19 protein-coding genes and 3 riboswitches are annotated in these 17,741 nt (G+C 71.8%); of the genes, 7 read left to right on the top strand and 12 right to left on the bottom strand.

From position 1 onward, the window contains the following. Positions 1-2 precede the first annotated feature (2 nt). Positions 3-590 carry a DNA-3-methyladenine glycosylase I gene (locus Q9R27_RS09610; protein ID WP_311252155.1) on the top strand — a complete coding sequence of 196 codons (588 nt, stop codon included), beginning with the start codon at positions 3-5 and terminating at the stop codon, positions 588-590. Between the two features lie 28 nt (positions 591-618). Here Q9R27_RS09610 and Q9R27_RS09605 read toward each other — a convergent pair whose 3' ends face one another. Together Q9R27_RS09605 and Q9R27_RS09600 are read right to left on the bottom strand one after the other, a co-directional pair. Further along, positions 619-1,035: a type II toxin-antitoxin system VapC family toxin gene (locus Q9R27_RS09605; RefSeq protein WP_311252154.1), complete on the bottom strand. Its 417-nt coding sequence runs from the start codon at positions 1,033-1,035 to the stop codon at positions 619-621. Continuing rightward, the gene (locus Q9R27_RS09600; RefSeq protein WP_311252153.1) at positions 1,032-1,274 is read right to left on the bottom strand and encodes a type II toxin-antitoxin system Phd/YefM family antitoxin; all 243 of its coding nucleotides are present in this window, start codon (positions 1,272-1,274) and stop codon (positions 1,032-1,034) included. Before Q9R27_RS09600 ends, Q9R27_RS09605 begins: the two co-directional genes overlap by 4 nt. Before the next feature lie 146 nt (positions 1,275-1,420). On the opposite strand from Q9R27_RS09600, the gene Q9R27_RS09595 reads away from it, so the two are divergent. Beyond that, positions 1,421-2,911 carry a cobyric acid synthase gene (locus Q9R27_RS09595; RefSeq protein ID WP_311252152.1) on the top strand — a complete coding sequence of 497 codons (1,491 nt, stop codon included), beginning with the start codon at positions 1,421-1,423 and terminating at the stop codon, positions 2,909-2,911. After that, a complete protein-coding gene (locus Q9R27_RS09590; protein WP_311252151.1) occupies positions 2,908-3,675 on the top strand; it encodes a cobalt-precorrin-6A reductase in 768 nt (255 codons plus the stop codon). The genes Q9R27_RS09595 and Q9R27_RS09590 overlap by 4 nt, the downstream gene beginning before the upstream one ends. Here the strand turns inward: Q9R27_RS09590 and Q9R27_RS09585 are convergent. The 7 genes from Q9R27_RS09585 to Q9R27_RS09555 all read right to left on the bottom strand — a co-directional run bounded on the left by Q9R27_RS09585 (position 3,650) and on the right by Q9R27_RS09555 (position 11,741). After that, the gene (locus Q9R27_RS09585; RefSeq protein ID WP_311252150.1) at positions 3,650-4,606 is read right to left on the bottom strand and encodes a cobalamin biosynthesis protein; all 957 of its coding nucleotides are present in this window, start codon (positions 4,604-4,606) and stop codon (positions 3,650-3,652) included. The genes Q9R27_RS09590 and Q9R27_RS09585 overlap by 26 nt on opposite strands. A gap of 2 nt (positions 4,607-4,608) precedes the next feature. Further along, positions 4,609-5,217, bottom strand: a complete 609-nt coding sequence (locus tag Q9R27_RS09580) for a CbtA family protein (RefSeq protein ID WP_311252149.1) — start codon at positions 5,215-5,217, stop codon at positions 4,609-4,611. A gap of 152 nt (positions 5,218-5,369) precedes the next feature. After that, a complete protein-coding gene (locus tag Q9R27_RS09575) occupies positions 5,370-5,582 on the bottom strand; it encodes a CbtB-domain containing protein (RefSeq protein ID WP_311252148.1) in 213 nt (70 codons plus the stop codon). A gap of 33 nt (positions 5,583-5,615) precedes the next feature. Beyond that, positions 5,616-5,753, bottom strand: a riboswitch (cobalamin riboswitch). Positions 5,754-5,769: 16 nt separating this feature from the next. After that, positions 5,770-8,229, bottom strand: a complete 2,460-nt coding sequence (locus tag Q9R27_RS09570; RefSeq protein WP_397219665.1) for a cobyrinate a,c-diamide synthase — start codon at positions 8,227-8,229, stop codon at positions 5,770-5,772. Further along, positions 8,223-8,837 carry a cob(I)yrinic acid a,c-diamide adenosyltransferase gene (cobO, locus tag Q9R27_RS09565; RefSeq protein ID WP_311252146.1) on the bottom strand — a complete coding sequence of 205 codons (615 nt, stop codon included), beginning with the start codon at positions 8,835-8,837 and terminating at the stop codon, positions 8,223-8,225. The genes Q9R27_RS09570 and cobO overlap by 7 nt, the downstream gene beginning before the upstream one ends. After that, a complete protein-coding gene (locus Q9R27_RS09560; protein WP_311252145.1) occupies positions 8,837-10,963 on the bottom strand; it encodes a magnesium chelatase subunit D family protein in 2,127 nt (708 codons plus the stop codon). Before Q9R27_RS09560 ends, cobO begins: the two co-directional genes overlap by 1 nt. A gap of 28 nt (positions 10,964-10,991) precedes the next feature. Beyond that, positions 10,992-11,151, bottom strand: a riboswitch (cobalamin riboswitch). Positions 11,152-11,192: 41 nt separating this feature from the next. Beyond that, entirely contained in the window at positions 11,193-11,741 is a 549-nt protein-coding gene (locus Q9R27_RS09555) for an AAA family ATPase (RefSeq protein WP_311252144.1), read from the bottom strand. A 54-nt stretch (positions 11,742-11,795) separates the two neighbouring features. On the opposite strand from Q9R27_RS09555, the gene Q9R27_RS09550 reads away from it, so the two are divergent. Genes Q9R27_RS09550 through cobM form a run of 4 tightly spaced genes read left to right on the top strand, consistent with a single transcriptional unit; the run spans position 11,796 to position 14,518 of the window. Then, a complete protein-coding gene (locus Q9R27_RS09550) occupies positions 11,796-12,110 on the top strand; it encodes an ATP-binding cassette domain-containing protein (protein WP_311252143.1) in 315 nt (104 codons plus the stop codon). Further along, on the top strand, positions 12,110-12,508 hold the full coding sequence (locus Q9R27_RS09545) for an ATP-binding cassette domain-containing protein (RefSeq protein ID WP_311252142.1): 399 nt from the start codon (positions 12,110-12,112) through the stop codon (positions 12,506-12,508). Before Q9R27_RS09550 ends, Q9R27_RS09545 begins: the two co-directional genes overlap by 1 nt. A 19-nt stretch (positions 12,509-12,527) precedes the next feature. Next, complete coding sequence (cbiE, locus tag Q9R27_RS09540) at positions 12,528-13,769, top strand: precorrin-6y C5,15-methyltransferase (decarboxylating) subunit CbiE (RefSeq protein ID WP_311252141.1); 1,242 nt, start codon at positions 12,528-12,530, stop codon at positions 13,767-13,769. Beyond that, positions 13,766-14,518, top strand: coding sequence for a precorrin-4 C(11)-methyltransferase (gene cobM, locus Q9R27_RS09535; protein ID WP_311252140.1), 753 nt, complete (start codon positions 13,766-13,768; stop codon positions 14,516-14,518). Before cbiE ends, cobM begins: the two co-directional genes overlap by 4 nt. A gap of 116 nt (positions 14,519-14,634) precedes the next feature. On the opposite strand, the gene Q9R27_RS09530 is transcribed toward cobM, so the two are convergent. The 3 genes from Q9R27_RS09530 to Q9R27_RS09520 all read right to left on the bottom strand — a co-directional run bounded on the left by Q9R27_RS09530 (position 14,635) and on the right by Q9R27_RS09520 (position 17,678). Beyond that, entirely contained in the window at positions 14,635-16,146 is a 1,512-nt protein-coding gene (locus Q9R27_RS09530; RefSeq protein WP_311252139.1) for a precorrin-2 C(20)-methyltransferase, read from the bottom strand. Between the two features lie 85 nt (positions 16,147-16,231). Next, complete coding sequence (locus Q9R27_RS09525) at positions 16,232-16,894, bottom strand: precorrin-8X methylmutase (RefSeq protein WP_311252138.1); 663 nt, start codon at positions 16,892-16,894, stop codon at positions 16,232-16,234. A gap of 30 nt (positions 16,895-16,924) precedes the next feature. Beyond that, positions 16,925-17,052, bottom strand: a riboswitch (cobalamin riboswitch). After that, positions 17,034-17,678: a Uma2 family endonuclease gene (locus Q9R27_RS09520; RefSeq protein ID WP_311252137.1), complete on the bottom strand. Its 645-nt coding sequence runs from the start codon at positions 17,676-17,678 to the stop codon at positions 17,034-17,036. (Overlaps the previous riboswitch by 19 nt.) Between the last annotated feature and the right edge of the window lie 63 nt (positions 17,679-17,741).

Below are 17,741 nucleotides of genomic sequence, written 5' to 3'. Positions count from 1 at the left end.
ACATGACGGTGATGTGTGAGGACGGCCTGGCCCGTCCGGCCTGGGCTGCGACCGCTGGCTTGATGCGGGACTACTACGACACCGAGTGGGGGATGCCGGTCACGGACGAGACCGGGCTCTTCGAGCGGATCAGCCTGGAGGCGTTCCAGTCCGGGCTCTCGTGGGCGACGATCCTGCGCAAGCGCCCGGCGTTCCGCGAGGCGTTCGACGGGTTCGACCCCGAACGAGTGGCGACGTACGACGACTCCGACCGGGAGCGGCTGATGGCCGATGCCGGGATCGTCCGCAACCGCCGCAAGATCGACGCCACCATCACCAATGCCCGCGCCACGCTCGCGCTGCGCGAGGAGGGGGGACTGGTCGACTTCGTCTGGTCCTTCCGGCCCGACGTCACCCCCGAGCCGGAGACGTACGCCGACGTGCCCACCCAGTCCCCGGAGTCGTTGGCGCTCTCCAAGGCGCTGAAGAAGAAGGGGTTCGCCCACGTCGGGCCGACCACGATGTATGCGCTGATGGAGGCGATCGGGATCGTCGACACCCACCTGATGGGCTCACATCGCCGCGGGACATCAGGCATCTGGCCACGCTGAACGCCGACTCGGCGCAGGGGAGTGGTGCTCACGCCGGTGTGGCGTCCCACGGATTGATTCGCTCGACGCCCTCGAAGTCCGGCAGGTTGCGCGTGACGACGACCATGCCGTGGGCAAGCGCGGTTCCCGCGATGAGGGCATCATGGGCGGGTGCACGGGCCGGCACGGGCAAGGGAGCGACCCGGCGCACGGACGCCAGGTCCAGCGGCAGGATGCGGTCCGCGAAACCGGTGAGGACTGCGTGCTCGAGCCAGCGCTGCAAGAGGTTGGCCTGGTGGGGATCGTGACGTCGAACGGCCAGGATGCCGGTCTCGATCTCCAGGATGGTGATCACGCTGAGGAACAGGTCGGTGGTTCGTTGGTTGCCCACCCAGGCCTTGACTGCAGCCGACCCCTGACGTCGTCGGAGCTCGCTCACGACGTTGGTGTCGAGGAGATAGGTCACAGTTCGGCTGCCGCGACGTCGAGGCCGACTTCCTCGATGTCGAAGTCGACATCGTCCTCCATCTCCAGCCAGGACGCGAGGTTGTCGGGGGCGCCCTGGAGTCGCTCGAACTCGACATAGGTCATCAGCACGAACGACGGCCGGTTGTGTTCGGTGATGATCACCGGGTGCTCGGCAGCGGCACGCTTGACCCGGCTCGGGCGCTGATTGAATTCGGCGGCAGTCACAGTTGTTGTCATGGGAGCTCCTGTCGCGAAAGTAGAACAAGTAACTACATGGTAGCGCGCGGCGCGGGACAGGGGCAGGCGTTGTGCACAGCCACCAGTCCGGTCGTGGAGCACACGCCTCGCGGGCCGGTTGCCAACGGCGCCGATAGGGTGCACCCATGACTCGTGGTGCCCTCCTGATCGCCGGCACCACCTCCGATGCCGGGAAGAGCATCGTCACCACCGGGCTCTGCCGGGCCTTCGCCCGCCGCGGGCTGAAGGTGGCGCCGTTCAAGAGCCAGAACATGTCGAACAATTCGATGGTCTGCGGTGACGGTGCGGAGATCGGCAGGGCCCAGTGGATCCAGGCGCTCGCTGCACGGGCCACCCCCGAGGCCGCGATGAACCCGGTGCTCCTCAAGCCCGGCGGCGACAAGGAGAGCCACGTCGTGGTGATGGGGCAACCCGCGGGCCGGATCTCCTCTCGTGACTTCGTCGACGGCCGCCGCCACCTGGCCGACGCTGCGTACGCCGCCTTCGACGACCTCGCCTCCCGCTTCAACGTGGTCGTCGCCGAGGGCGCCGGCAGCCCCACCGAGATCAACCTGCGTGCCAGCGACTACGTCAACATGGGGCTGGCCCGGCACGCCTCGATCCCGACCGTGGTGGTCGGCGACATCGACCGCGGTGGCGTCTTCGCCGCCATGCACGGCACCGTCGCGCTGCTGGAGGCCGCCGACCAGGCGCTGATCGCCGGGTTCGTGGTCAACAAGTTCCGCGGCGACGCGACCCTCCTTGCCCCCGGTCTCACCGAACTGGAGCACCTCACCGGGCGCCGGGTGTACGGCGTACTCCCGTGGGACCCGGGCCTGTGGCTCGACTCCGAGGACGCCCTGGACCTCGAGGGCCGTCGTACGCCGGGTGGCAGCGCAGCGATGAAGGTCGCCGTGGTCCGGCTGCCCCGGATTTCCAACTTCACCGACGTGGACGCGCTCGGCATCGAACCGGACCTGGACGTGGTCTTCGTCGCCGACCCGCGCGCCCTGGCCGACGCCGACCTGGTCGTGCTGCCCGGCACCCGCGCCACCCTCTCCGACCTGGCCTGGCTCCGCGCCCGCGGGCTGGACCGGGCAATCACCGACCATGCCGCCGCCGGGCGTCCGGTGCTCGGCATCTGCGGGGGCTTCCAGATGCTCGGCCGCCGGATCAGCGACCCCGACGGCGTCGAGGGCACCCCGGGCGCTGCCGTCGAGGGGCTCGGGCTGCTCGACGTCACCACCACCTTCGCGGCCGAGAAGGTGCTCCGGCTGCCGACCGGATCCGCGCTGGGCGCCATGACCAGCGGCTACGAGATCCACCATGGCCGGATCACCCGCGGCTCCGGCGAGGAGTTCCTCGGCGGCGCCCGATCGGGGGCCGTCTTCGGCACCATGTGGCACGGGTCGCTGGAGGTCGACGCCTTCCGGCAGGCAATCCTGGCGCAGGCCGCGTCGGCCGCGGGCCGGGAACGGCAGCCGTCGGGCGTCAGCTTCGCCGAGCGCAGGGAGGCCCGGCTCGACCTGCTCGGCGACCTCGTCGAGGCGCACCTGGACGTGGACGCCCTGCTCGCCCTGGCTGGGAACGGCGCACCGGGTGACCTGCGCGCACTGGAGCCGGGGGCGTCGCGATGAGGGTGCTGCTTCTGGGGGGCACTGCGGATGCCCGTGCCCTGGCGGAACTGCTGCAGGGCGAGGGCATCGACTTCCTCTCCACCTTGGCCGGCCGGGTTGCCCGGCCCCGGCTGCCGGTGGGCGAGGTGCGGATCGGCGGCTTCGGTGGCGTGCCCGGGCTGCAGGAATTCTTGGCCGAGGAGGGGATCGACGCCGTGGTCGATGCCACCCACCCGTTCGCTGCCGGGATGAGCCGCAACGCCGTCGAAGCCTGCGCGGCCGCACAGGTCCCGCTGCTCCGGCTGGAGCGCCCCGGCTGGGGGGCGGCGCCCGGAGCCGACGCCTGGCACTGGGTCGAGGACCACGACGAGGCAGCAACGGTCGCCGCAGGCCTGGGCAGTCGCCCCTTCCTGACCGTGGGGCGCCAGTCGCTGGACCGGTTCACCGGGCCGCTGGCCACGGCGTACGCACTGGTGCGGGTGGTGGATGCGCCCGACGTCGAACTCCCGGACACTTGGACCCTGCTGCCCTCGCGGGGGCCCTACACCTTGGACTCCGAACGGGCGCTGCTGCGCGACCACGGCGCCGACGTGCTGGTCACCAAGGACTCCGGCGGCACTTGGACGTGGCCCAAGATGGCCGCCGCCGACGAACTCGGGGTCCCGATCGTGGTGGTACGTCGCGCCTCGGCGTCGGCAGACGTGTCCAGCGTCGCCGAGCCCGGCGAGGTGCTGCCCTGGCTCAATCAGTTCAGCCAGCTCAGCCGGCTCGCCGGCGGGCAGTGAGGGCCAGCAGGGCTGCCACCGCGACGGACCCTCCGGCCACCCGCGCCGCGAGGGTCGTGGCCCGGTCGATGTCGTCGGCGACCGGTGGCCGCCCGGTGCCGAGCGTGTGCCGGTCCTCGATGCGGTCGCCATAGCGGTTCACCCCACCGAGCTGGACGCCCAGGGCGCCGGCGAACGAGGCCTCCACCGGACCGGCATTGGGGCTCGGATGGTGCCGCGCATCGCTGCGCCACGCGGCCATGGCGGCGCGGGGGGAGCCGGCCACTGTCGGGGCGAGTCCGGCCGCGAGCAGCGCGGCGAGCCGGGCCCCGGCCAGGTTGAGTACGTCGTCCAGCCGGGCCGATGCCCACCCGAACTGCTCATGGCGCGCGGTGCGGTGGCCGACCATCGCGTCGAGGGTGTTGGCCGCGCGATAGCCGACCAGGCCCGGGATCCCGAAGGCCGCACCGAGGACCAGTGGAGCCGTCACCGCGTCGGAGGTGTTCTCCGCAACCGACTCGATGCTGGCGCGTGCGACGCCCGACTCGTCGAGCTGGGAGGTGTCCCGCCCGACCAGGTGGGTGAGGCGTTGCCGGGCGCCCGGCAGGTCCCCGGCAGCCAGGAACCCGTGCACCGCTGTGGCCTCCCGGCCCAGCGACGTACCACCGAGCACCGCCCAGGTCGCCGCTGCAGTCGCCGCGGTGTGCAGCACAGGACGGTCCCGCACCGCCCGCTCGAGGATCAGGCCGAGCGCAGCGGTGCCGCCGACCAGGGTCACGGTGAAGGCGACGCCGCGACCGCGCGTGTCGGCGTACGTGCGGCGCTCCAGGGCACCTGCCACCTGGCCGAACCCGGCAACCGGGTGGAACCGCGCCGGATCGCCGAGACAGCGATCGGCCGCGTGCCCCAGGACGATGCCCAAGGCACGCGACACGGATCGCTGGTTGACCATGCTCAGAGTGAAGCAGCCAGCTCGCGCCGCTCCGCCTCGGCCACCGCCGCGGTGTCCAGCCGGCCGACCAGGCCGACCAGGACCACGCCGATCACGCCCCACATGGTGGCCAGCGTGAAGAGGGAGGAGAGGCGGAACCCCCACAGGGTGTCGGCCGGGAAGTCGCCGAGCTCGTTGACCGTCGGCATCGCCAGCGCGGCGGCCACCATCACCAGCAGGTAGGCGCCGGCGCTGATCACGACCGTGGCATAGGTGCTCAGCGTGGTGAGGAGCTGCCTGGCCAGGGCGGTCGCGGCCACGGCCGCGACCAGGGAGATCAGCAGGAAGACGAAGAAGTCGGCCGTCCGCTCGCCGATGGTGTCGCCGGAACCGACCGCGGGCGGCGCGGCCGGATACTTGAACCACGGCACCAGGGCCAGGCTGGTGAAGCCGATCGCGCTGACCAGGGCAGTGGTCGCCGCCGGGCGGAGGCGACCGATCCGGCCGACCACGGCCGCGGAGACCAGGGCGACCAGGCCGCCGAGGGCAGTGCTGATCACCAGGGTGCCGGTGAGCAGGCCGGCGACGAAGCCGGCCAGCAGGCCGCGGACCAGGAAATTGCGTGCAGTCATGGGTGTGTCCGTTCGGTGGGGCCGCACGAGGCGGCGGGGACCTGCCGGCCTCCACGAAGGGGCGACATGCAGGAACCAGAGGGGTCCGGTTCGGCGCTGGTCAGGGCGACCAGGGCACCGGCCGGTGGGTGCAGGGTGCTGGGATCAGCCGATCAGTGGCACGGGTAGCCGAGCAGGTGCCGGGCGTCGTGGACCCACTCGTGGATCGCGGTGCCGCTGATGATCGAGGTGGCGCCCTGGTCGGTGCTGACGAAGAAGATCGCGATCAGCGCGACGAGACCGAAGAGGATCGCGAACGGGGCGATCTGGCGCAGCGGGATCGAGGGAACCTCGACCTCGGGGGTGGCAACGGTGGCCTGTGACATGTGTCCTCCTGAAGGGATGATGCGTCCCTGTAGTGATGGGGATGACGGACCCTCGGGTCTGACTCCACCGCCTGCCTGACTGCTCAGGAGCGATGTCACAGTAGCGCGACTGTGCCGGAATCCCACCGGCTTCCTCGTGCCCGTCAGAGGGAGACTAGCGGTCCTTCCGGGGCGAGGGACAGTTGTCTCACCGGATCGCGCTGGCCAGCGCGGCGAGCAACCTCCGGGTCGCCTCGGGGGAGCGGACGGCGATCCGCACCCACTCCGGCCCCAGGCCCGGGAACGTGTCGGCACGGCGTACGGCGAACCCCTCGGCACGCAACCGCTCCCGGACGCCCTCGCCGGGCCGGGCCAGCACGAACGGAGCTGCACTCGCGACATGGTCGATGCCCAGTTCGGCCAGCCCGTCGGTGAGCACCCGGCGGCGTACGACGACCTGCTCGGCCCGGCGGGCTGCTTCGGCATCCGCCTCGGCGCTGGTGCAGGCCACCATGGCCGCTGCCGCCGTGGTGGCCACTGCCCAGGGCACCTGTCCGTCCCGGAGGGCGGTGATCACCTCGGGCTCGGCCAGGACGTAGCCGGCCCGCACCCCGGGGATCGCCCACAGCTTGGTGAGGCTGCGGACCACGACCAGGCCCGGCACCGGGGCACCGGCCAGCGACTCGCGCTGTCCGCCGACCCCGTCCATGAACGCCTCGTCCACGACCACCAGGCGGCCGGGGCGGACCAGGGCGCGGATCGTGGCGGCGCGGTGGAGCACCCCGGTCGGGTTGGTCGGGTTGCCGACGACGACCAGGTCGGCCTCCTCGGGCACGGTGCCGGGATCGAGCGCGAAGTCATCCTCGGCACGGCACAGGACGTGGCGCGGCGTGTGGCCGGCATTGGCCAGGGCGACATCGGGTTCGGTGAACTGGGGGTGGACCACCACCGGGTGGCGCCAGTCGCGGAGCCGGGCGATCAGGGTGAACGCCTCGGCGGCGCCGGCGGTGGCGAGCACGTCCGCGGTGGCGCGGCCGTGGTGGCGGGCCAGTGCTGCCTCGGCCGCGGTGGCGTCGGGATAGTGGTGGGTCTCGGTGAGGCTGGCGTGCAGCGCATCGCTGAGCCAGTCGGGTCGTTGCCCCTCGAAGACGTTGACCGCGAAGTCGACCAGCCCCTCGCCGGCCTCGACGTCGCCGTGGTGGCGCAGGGGGTCGGTCGCGTCGAACGCAGGCAGGTCGCCGGTTGATGTGTCGGTTGCCGTCACCTGGTGACTGTGGACGACACCGTCATCACGCAGCGGACCGTGCTCCCGTGCCGCGTCGGCGAATCGTTGCGCCAACTGGGAGTGCCCGGCCCAGTGCACGTGCAGGTAGGAGGCATGCAGCGATGGCCCGGCGAAGCCGACCTCGACCCCGTCGGCGCCCCAGGCCGCCACCTCGCCGCGACCGGGGGAGACCGTGGTGCGGTGGAACTCGTGGGTGTTCACCACCTCGCCCGGCCTGGTCAGCAGGGTCTCGGTGGCCGAGGAGACGGACCGGTAGGAGAGGGTCAGCCGTGGACTCATCCGGGCCGAGGTGGGCAGCACCCCGGCCATCGGGGCGCCGTCGATGTCACGGCACAGGTAGAGCAGGCCGGCACACTCCGCGACCGTCGGTACGCCGTCCAGAACGGCGGTGCGGATGGCGTGGCGCAGCGGGGCGTTGGCGCTCAATCCGGCAGCATGCACCTCGGGGAACCCGCCCCCCAGGTAGATGCCGCTGGTGCCGGGCGGCAGGCCCGCATCGTGCAGCGGGTCGAAGGTGACCACGTCGCAGCCTGCGGCACGGAGCAACTCCTCGGTCTCGGCATAGCGGAAGGTGAAGGCGCGGCCGCCGGCCATCGCGATCACCGGGACAGGCCCGGGCGTGGCCTGTGCCGGGGAGGGCAGTGCGTACGCCGGGTCCCACGGTTCCGCGTCCAGTGCAGGGGCCTGCCGGGCCAGGGCCAGCACCTGGTCCAGGTCGATCCGTTCCGCGACCCGTTCGGCCAGCCGGTCCAGGGAGGCGGCTGCCTCGTCGCGCTCCTGGGCGGGGACCAGGCCGAGGTGCCGCGACGGGGCCACGATGCCGTCGTCGCGGTGCAGCACACCCAGCACGGGCAGCTTGATCGCACGGCGTACCTCGTCGGCATGCCGCTGTGAGCCGGCCTTGTTCAGGATCACCCCGACGATGTCGACGGAGTCGTCGAAGTCGGCCATTCCCTGCACCACCGCCCCGATCGAGCGGGAGGCGTGCGAGATGTCCACGACCAGGACCACCGGGGTCCGGGTCACCCGCGCCACGTGGGCGGTGGAGGCGAAGCCGTCGCCGCCGATCTGGCCGTCGTGGAGGCCCATCACCCCCTCGACCACCGCCAGGTCTGCACCGCGCGCACCGTGCAGCAGCAGGGGTGCCAGCAGGTCCTCGCCGACCAGATGGGGGTCCAGGTTGCGACCGGGGCGACCGGTGGCCAGGGCGTGGTAGCCGGGGTCGATGTAGTCCGGCCCCACCTTGTGGCCGCTGACCGCCAGTCCGGTGCGGGCCAGCGCCGCCATCAGGCCGGTGGCGATGGTGGTCTTGCCGTGCCCGGAGGCGGGCGCGGCAACCACCAGTCGCGGCAGCGTGGTCACGGATGCACCACGCCCTACCATTCGATGCCCCGCTGGCCCTTCTGGCCGCGATCCATCTGGTGCTTGATCTTGGTCATCTCGGTGACCAGGTCGGCGGCATCGATCAGCTTCGGGTCGGCCCGGCGGCCGGTGACCATCACGAACTGGCGTCCGGGCCGGTTCACGAAGGTCTCCACCACGTCGTCGATGTCGACCCAGCCCCACTGGATCGGATAGGTGAACTCGTCGAGGACGTAGAGGTCGTGCCGCTCCTCTGCGATCCGTTGCTTCACCTCGGCCCAACCCTCGGCAGCGTCGCGGGCATGGTCCTCGGTGCTGCCCTCCTTGCGCTTCCACGACCAGCCGGCGCCCATCTTGTGCCACTCCACGGGACCGCCCTCACCGGTCTCCTCGTGCAGTTGGCCGAGCCGCTCGAAGACGGTCTGCTCGCCGATCCGCCACTTGGCCGACTTCACGAACTGGAAGATGCCGATGTTCCAGCCCTGGTTCCAGGCACGCATCGCCATCCCGAAGGCGGCCGTCGACTTGCCCTTCCCGTCGCCGGTGTTGACCATCAGCAGCGGTTGATTGCGGCGCTGGGCCGTGGTCAGTCCGTCGTCGGGGACGTTCTCGGGGACTCCCTTGGGCATCAGGCTGCTCCTTCCGTACGGCGGCCGGTGCCCTCCGGGCCGCGACCGAGCGATCCGTGGACGGCGCCGGTCAGGGCCGAGGCGCTGACGTCGCCGAGGGCGACGTACTCGGCACGGAGTTCGTCGGCCAGGTTCCTGGCCAGCCCCATCCGGAAGCGGCCGGTCTCGCAGTCGATCACCAGCGCCGCGGTGCCCTGGGCGGCGAGGTGGGCGGCGACCTGCCGCGACCGGGCCACGGCATCGGGGCCGTACGTCGCCCTGCCGTCGGTGACCACCACCAGCAGCGGCCGCCGTCGCGGATCACGGATCCGCTCCAGTCGCAGCGCCTCGCTCGCGGTGAGCAGCCCCTCGGCCAGCGGGGTCCGTCCGCCGGCCGGGAGGTCGTCGAGGCGCGCGGCGGCGATCTCCACCGAGCCGGTCGGTGGCAGGGCGAGGTCTGCGGAGTCCCCGCGGAAGGTGACCAGGCCGACCTTGTCGCGGCGCTGGTAGGCATCGAGCAGCAGGGAGAGGATCGCGGTCTTCACCTGTTCCATCCGCTTGCGGGCTGCCATCGATCCAGAGGCGTCGACGCAGAAGAGGATCAGGTTGGATTCGTGGCCCTCCTTGGTGGCCACCCGCAGGTCGGTGCCGCGGAACGCCAGGGGCCCTGCACTGCGACCGCGGAGCGCCTGGTGGGGTGCGGCGGCCCGGATGGTCTCGATCAGGTGGATCGAGCCCCCCTGGCCGGCGAGCGGGCTCCGTGCGCCGATCCGCCGCCCGGACTCGGTGATCGCCCGGCTGCGTCGCCCGGCCTCGCCGCTGCCGGTGCCGGAGACGGTGAAGAGCCGGGGGCGGTAGGGCTGGTCGGCGCGGACCACCTCGCCGGGGGCGTCCGGGTGAGCGCCCGCCCCGGCGACCGGGTCGTCGGGTTCGTCGGTCGTCCCGGATGCCTGGTCGCCACGGTCCGGGCCACCGTCCTGGGCACCGCTGTCTGGTGCTCCGTGGTCCGACGCGTTGGCCGGGTCGGTGCCCTCCGCGGAGTCGGTGGACGAGGCGTTCTCGTCGGGCTGGTCCGGTGACTCCGGCGCGTCGTCCGGGCCGGGCCCGTCCGGCTCCGGCGGCAGGTCGTCCTCGCCGAGCAGCGCATCCAGCAGGTCCTCGTCGATCCCGGGGGCGTCGAACGGGTTGCGGCGGCGCCGGTGCGGCAACGCGAGGCGAGCAGCAACGCGGATGTCGTCGCGACCCACCGACGTACGACCGTGCCAGGCAGCGTGCGCGACCGCGGTCCGGGCAGTGACGATGTCGGCCCGCATCCCGTCGACGTCGAAGGCGGCGCAGATCTCGGCGATCTTCAGCAACGCGGCGTCACCGAGCACGACCTGCTCGACGAGTTCCTGTGCGGCCAGGATCCGCTCGGTCAACTCGGACTCGGCCCCGGCGTACGACGCGGCGAAGCCAGCCGGGTCGTTCTCGAAGGCGATCCGGCGCCGGACCACCTCGACCCGGAGCTCCGGGTCGCGCGGGGCCGCGACCTCGACGGTCAGCCCGAACCGGTCCAGCAACTGGGGTCGCAGTTCACCCTCTTCGGGGTTCATCGTGCCGACCAGCACGAACCGGGCCGGGTGCTCCACCGAGACCCCGTCGCGCTCGACGGTGGAGCGGCCCATCGCGGCTGCGTCCAGGAGCAGGTCGACAAGGTGGTCGTGGAGCAGGTTCACCTCGTCGACGTAGAGGATCCCCCGGTGTGCGCGGGCGAGCAGTCCGGGCTCATATTCGGCGACCCCGGCCGAGAGTGCCTTCTCCAGGTGGAGCGAGCCGAGGACCCGGTCCTCGGTGGCCCCGACCGGCAACTCGACGAGCCGCACCGGGCGGGCCTCGACCGCGGCGTCTGCGGGGATCGGACCGTCCGGGGTGGTCGGCTCGGGGGAGCGGGGGTCGATCGAGAAGCGGTCACCGGCATAGACGTCGATCGGCGGCAGCACCGAGGCCAGGGCGCGGACCATGGTGGACTTGGCGGTGCCCTTCTCGCCCCGGACCAGGACCCCGCCGACGGCTGGCGAGATGGTGGTCAGGACCAGGGCCAGGGCCATGTCGTCGGAGCCGACGACGGCGCTGAACGGAAAATGGTCGGGTCGTGCGTGTGGCATCGGGGGCTCCCGCTCTCATCAGCCAGCGAATGGGTGGTCAGCGCGAGGCCGGTCTTCGGACTTCTGCTGCCTCCACAAGCGTGGCGGCCGCAGTCACCGCAGCGGGCCCTGTGCCGGAATCTCACCGGCTTCCCAGATTCTCCCCGCAGCCACATGGACGTTGGGGCACCTCGTGCTGGCCACACCGTAGCCCGTGACGTGCACCGCCCTGCGCCGGGGCCGGGATCCCTCAGGCCAGCCGCCGGATCCACCGCTCGACCTCGGCCCGGCTGCGCAGGCGCACGACGACCATGTCCGGTCGGGCGGCCGCGGTGGCAGGCACCTCTTCGCGGTACTTGTCCCGGGTGCTGATCGACCAGCGCACCACGTGGCCGGGGTCGGTGAAGAATTTCCACAGCGGACCCTCGCGGTTGCCGTTCCACAGTTCCTCGCGCCGAATCCGGCGCCGCACCGTGCGGCGTACGACGCGGCCCAGCGTGAGCCCGAACGGCAGGTCCAGCCAGACCATCAGGTCGGCCGCCTCGGCCAGCACCGGCCGGGCACTGGTGTATTGCCACTCGGTGACCCACGCCGGTTGCGTGACCAGCGTGGCGACGTCCTGGTCGAACTCGGGCCGTGGTGTCCACCCCGGTCCGTGGAAGAGGCCGTCGATCTCGGTGTGCGGCAGCTCCAGCGCGGCACCGATCCGGCTCGCCAGGGTGGTCTTGCCGCTGCCGCTCACCCCGGCCACCAGCACCCGCCGGGGCCGGCGTGGCAGGGGATCGTCGGCGCCGAGCACCCGTGGAGGATAGCGGGCCAGGCCGCGTTTACCAGCACGTCCTAGATTGGTCCGGTGTCCGCCAGCACCGTTCTCGACCTGGCCGACGTCTCCTTCATCCGTGGCGGACGCCTGCTCCTCGAGGACGTGAGCTGGCGGGTCGCTCGAGGAGAGCACTGGGCACTGATCGGCCCCAACGGCGCCGGCAGGAGCACGCTGCTCAACCTGTGCGCCGCCGTCACCTTCCCCAGTCGCGGCGCGGTCAGTGTGCTCGGCTCCGTGCTGGGCCGGGTCGACCTGCGCGAGTTGCGTCGTTCGATCGGTTTCGTGAACCCGCGCCACCAGATCGCCTCCAACCTCACCGTGGAGCAGGTGGTGCTGACCTGCTGATGAAGGCGACCGGGATCGACACTCCCGAACCGCGCTGGCTGACCATGTCGCAGGGCGAGCGGGGACGTGCGCTGATCGCCCGTGCCCTGATGCCGGACCTGCCGCTGTTGCTCCTCGACGAACCGAGCACCGGCCTGGACGTGGCGGCGCGCGAGCAGATGATCCGCACCGTTGCCATCCTGCCCGATGTCATCGAAGGCCCGACCACGGTCACGGTGACCCACCACTTCGAGGAACTGCTGCCGACCACGACGCATGCGGCGCTGGTCCGCGCCGGACGCCTGCTCGCCGCGGGGCCGGTCGACGACGTGCTCAGCTCGGAACTGGTCACCGAGGCCTTCGACCACCCGATCGAGGTGGGCCGCCGAGGTGGACGCTGGTACGCCGTTGCCCGCTGAGGCGCTACCCTCGGGCGCCATGTCCCCCCACCAGTCCGTCACCGTGATCGGCATCGGCGCCGACGGCTGGGAAGGGCTCCCGGTCAGGCTGCGGACCCGCGTGCTGGAGGCAGGGGTGGTGCTCGGCGGGGCCCGCCACCTGGCCCTGTTGCCGCCCGCCGACCAGGCGCGCGTGCCGTGGCCCAGGCCGTTGCGGGAACGGTTGCCGGTGCTGCTGGCCGAGTACGCCGATCGCTCGGTCGTCGCGCTCGCCTCGGGAGACCCGATGCTCTCCGGGATCGGCACCACCCTGGTCGGCCTGCTCGGGGCGGAGGCGGTCGACGTACACCCGGCGGTCTCCTCGGTCGCCCTGGCCCGGGCCCGGATGGGATGGTCGGCGGAGTCGACGTACGTCGTGTCCCTGGTCGGGCGCCCACTGGAACGGGTGCTGGCCGCGCTGGCCCCGGGCCGCCGGCTGCTGGTGCTCTCCGCCGACGAGACCACGCCGGGAGCCCTGGCCGGACTGCTCACCGCCGCCGGGCACGGCGAGGCGCGGATGAGTGTCCTGGGTGATCTGGGTGCTGAGGAGGAGAGCCGGATCGATGCACTGGCCCGGGAGTGGTCCCAGATCGCGGCAGTGCCACGGTTGAACCTGGTCGCGCTCGCGATGCCGGAGGCGCGGGAGGCCGCGGCCGGTGGGACGCAGTACGGATCCTGGGTCGCAGGCCTGCCCGACGACGCGTTCGAACACGACGGGCAACTCACCAAGCGTGACCTGCGGGCCAGCGCCCTGGCCCGACTCGCCCCGATGCCGGGCCAGTTGCTCTGGGACGTCGGTGCCGGCGCCGGATCGATCGGCATCGAATGGATGCGAGCGCATCCCACCTGCCGCACCATCGCGGTCGAGGCCCACCCCGAGCGCGCTGCGCGGGTCACCCGGAATGCCCACGCCCTCGGCGTACCGGACCTGGTCGTCGTCGAGGGACGCTCGCCCGAAGCGCTGGACGGGCTGGAACGCCCCGACGCGATCTTCATCGGCGGTGGAGCCCGGGGCGACGGCCTGCTCGAGAAGTGCCAGGAGGCGCTGCGGCCGGGGGGACGGCTGGTGGTGCACGGCGTCACCCTCGAGACCGAGGCGCTGCTGGCGACGGCGTACGCCGCTCACGGTGGAGAACTGACCCGGATCGGCGTCGAGACCGCTGCGCCGATCGGAGGGCTCACCGGCTGGACGCCCGCGCGTGCGGTGACCCAGTGGGCCTGGACCAAGGAAGCAGGGAAATGACCGTCCACTTCATCGGTGCCGGGCCCGGCGCCGCCGACCTGATCACGCTGCGTGCGGCACGGATGCTCTCCTCGGCCGACGTGGTGCTCTACCCGGGCACCTACATCGACGCCGAGGTGCTCTCGCACTGCCGCGCCGACACCGCACTGGTGGACACCCAGCAGCTCGACCTGGACCAGATCCTGCAGGTGCTCGTCACCGCCCACCAGGTGGGGCACACCGTGGTCCGGCTGACCTCGGGCGACCCGTCGCTCTACTCCGCCCTGGCCGAGCAGGCGCGGCGCCTCGACGAGGCCGGCGTGCCGTGGGACGTCACCCCCGGAGTCCCGGCGTACGCCGCCGCAGCGGCCGCCCTGGGCAAGGAACTGACCGTGCCGGAGCTCGCCCAGTCGGTGGTGCTGACCCGAGCCCAGGCCCGCTCCACCGTGATGCCGGCAGGAGAGACGCTGGCGAACTTCGCGGCCACCGGCGCCACCCTGGTGCTGCACCTGGCGATCACTCGGGCCCGGGAGATCGCCGCCGAGCTCGCCGGACATTATGGCGCCGACTGCCCAGCTGCGGTGGTCTCCCGGGTCAGCCAGCCCACCGAACTGGTGCTGCGCGGCACGCTCGCCGACATCGCCAACCAGGTGGAGGCCGCGGACTTGCGGCAGGCGGCGCTGATCATGGTCGGCCCCGCACTGGACCCGGCCCGGGTGGCGGAGTCGTACCTCTACGACCCGGCCCGCGACCGGTCACTCAAGCGCTGAGCGGACTGCTCCCGATGGGAGTGGTGCGGACGGACATGCAGTTCGACGCCTCGCACGCGGGTCTCCCGATCACGGCGCTGGACGCGTCGCTGATCTGCATGTCCGTCGGCAGAGGCTCACTCCACGAACCGCGGCGTCCAGACCCTCCCTGCGGACGTGACGCGGGTGCTCGACGCACCGACCAGCACCAGGCACTTCATGTCGATCGTGGCCGGGTCGAGGGCGCCCAGCGTGGTCACGACCAGTGACTCCTCAGCTCGCCCGATGTCTCGCCCGATCACGACGACGGTCTCCGGGGAGCGGTGCTCCAGGAGCACCTTCTGCGCCTGCGCCACCTGGTCGACGCGGGAACGCGAGGCGGGGTTGTAGATCCCCAGCACCAGGTCGGCCTCGGCGACAGCGCGCAGTCGGCGCTCGATCACCGGCCACGGCTTGAGCCGGTCCGAGAGGCTCATCACCGCGAAGTCGGCCCCGATCGGCGCGCCGGCGCGGGCCGCCACGGCCTGGATCGCACTCACCCCGGGCAGCACCCGGACCGGCACCTGGGCGTACGCTGGATCCTCGGCGGCCTCGAAGACGGCGGAGGCCATCCCGAAGACACCGGCATCCCCGCCGGAGACCACGGCCACCCGTTCCCCGCGCAGCGCCAGGTCGAGGGCGAACCTGGCCCGGTCCACCTCGACGGTGTTGCCCGACGCGTGCCGCTGCAGTCCGGACCGCTGCGGGACCCGGTTGACATAGGGGGCATAGCCGACCACATGGTTGACCTGTGCCAGGGCGGTGGATGCCTCGGGAGTGAGCCACTCCTCGGGGCCAGGACCGAGCCCGACGACGAGGACCTCCGCGGCTCCCTCCGCAACCCGGGAACGGGCCTCGGTCGCCGGAGCCCGGCGCCCGCCGGGGTCGGCGGCCAGTGAGTCGCCCGGGACCACGATCAGCGAGAAGTACGGCACCGTCGCCGGGTCGACCTCGGTGACCCGCATCCATCGCTCGGCGGGCATCGAGGCGCGCTCGATGTACCACGCATGCTCCAGCCTGCCCGCCTGGGCGAGCGCGTCCACCACGCCGGGGAAGCGACGTCCGAGCTTCATGATGATCGCGCCGTCGGTGTCGGCCAGGCGACGCGCCAGCTCCGGGACCGGAAGGGTGCCGGGCAGCACGGTGAGCACGTCGGTCTGCCGCACCAGTGGCGTGGCGACCACCGCGGTAGCGGCCGCGAAGGCCGGGACGCCCGGGACCACCTCGGTGACGAAGTCAGGGGAGAGCCGATCGTGCAGATACATGAACGAGCCGTAGAAGAGCGGGTCGCCCTCGGCCAGCACCACGACGGTGCGTCCCGCCTCCAGGTGGGCGCGGAGCCTGTCCGCGCATTCCTCGTAGAAGGCCGCCATCGCGCCGGCGTACCCCCCCGGATGGTCGGTGCTGCCGGTGGTGACCGGATAACGCAACTCCTCCTCGATCACGCCGTCCGGGATCAGGTCGGCCGCGATCCGGCGCGCGTTCGACTCCTTGCCGACGCCTGCGTGATAGGCGATCACGTCGGCGGTGGCGATCAGCCGGGCGGCCTTGCGGGTGATCAACTCCGGATCGCCGGGGCCGAGCCCGACGCCGTACAGGTGCCCTGCCATCACTGTGCCTCCTTGAGTGATGCTTGCGGTGCCTCGCTCCGGCAGGCCTCGTGCCTCGGCATGCCTGCGCTTCCGCTCCTCGCCATCACTCGGTCTCCTGGGCCAGTGCGTTCAGCGCGGAGGCAGTCATCGCGGATCCGCCGCGGCGCCCGCGGACGGTAAGGAACGGTACGTCGATGCCGTGGTCGTCGGCGAAGGACGCCAGTGCCTCCTTGGACTCGGCGGCCCCGATGAAGCCGACCGGACAACCAATGATCGCCGCCGGTCGGGGAGCTCCGTCGAGCAGCAGCTCCAGCAGGTGGAAGAGCGCGGTGGGAGCGTTCCCGATCGCCACCACGGCGCCGTCGAGTCGGTCGCCGAGCAGGGAGAACGCCGCCGCGGAGCGCGTCGTGTCGAACGCGCGGGCCAGTTCCGGCACCCGCTCGTCGCGCAGCAGGCAGAGCACCTCGTTGTCGCGGGGCAACCGCGCCCGGGTGACGCCGGAGGCGACCATGTGTGCGTCGGTGATGATCGGGGCCCCGCACTCGAGCGCGCCACGCGCGGCGGTCACCAGTCCGGGATGGATCACCAGGTCACCGGTCAGGTCGGTCTGGCCGGTGCCGTGCACCATCCGCACCGCAACCTTCTCGGCACCGGCGGGCAGGTGGTCGAGGCGGGCCTCGGCCCGGATCGTGGCGAACGAGTCGAGATAGATCGCCGCGCCGTCATCGATGTATTCGTAGCGCTTGGGCGGCCTGGTCAGGGACATCGTCACTCCTCGGGGTTCTCGCCCCATCAGCGGATGGTGATGTCCTGCGGCCAGTGTCTGGCTCGGCGCAGATGCACCTCACAGTGGCGGAACCGCCCCGGACTCGCACCGGGTTCCTGCCCCACAGGACGAGGGCAGCCTAGATCGTGCCCGGCTCGATCAGGTCGGCGGGCCGGACGGTGACCGGGAACGGCACCTCGGCGGACCAGGCATCACCGGGACCGATCCGGGCCACCTCGGCGAAGCAACCGTCCTCGAATTGCCAAGCGATGAACTCGCCGTTGTCCGGATCGATCACCCAGTACGCCGCGACCCTCGCCTGCTCGTAGGCATCACGCTTGCGACCGAGATCCAGGCGTCGGGTGCTCGGGGAGAGGACCTCGACGGCGAGGAGCGGCGGGACGGGAAGGTTCGTCGCCGAGAAGGCCGCCCGCGGAGCGACGAGGAGGTCGGGCTCGACCACGGTGCCCGCCGCGAGGATCACATCCACCGGGGCGTAGAGGACGGCGAGAGCGTCCGGGCACGCCCTGTCGAGAACGCGGAAGAGATTGCCCGACACGAACTGGTGCCGTGGTGCGGGTGCCGGCGTCATGACGAGGGCCCCGCCGATGAGTTCATGTCGACGACCGTCCTCCGGAAGCCGTTCCCGGTCCTCCGACGTGAAGGGTGCGCGCTCACGGGTGAGGACCGCCGACCCGTCGACCAGTTCGACGTCCGTGCCGATCCAGGGGACCCGGTCGAGGTCCTCGCGGGTCAGGGGCCGTCCCCACGGCAGGGTGGTCATGACTCCCATGGTGCCTCATCTCCTCGCATGGTGTCCGCATGCAAGGAGGTTGCCACCGAACGC

It is taken from the genome of Nocardioides sp. AE5 (assembly GCF_031844485.1).
Taxonomy (GTDB): Bacteria; Actinomycetota; Actinomycetes; order Propionibacteriales; family Nocardioidaceae; genus Nocardioides.
The sequence above is the reverse complement of the archived record's forward strand: the minus strand, read 5'-3'. Positions and strand labels throughout refer to the sequence as shown.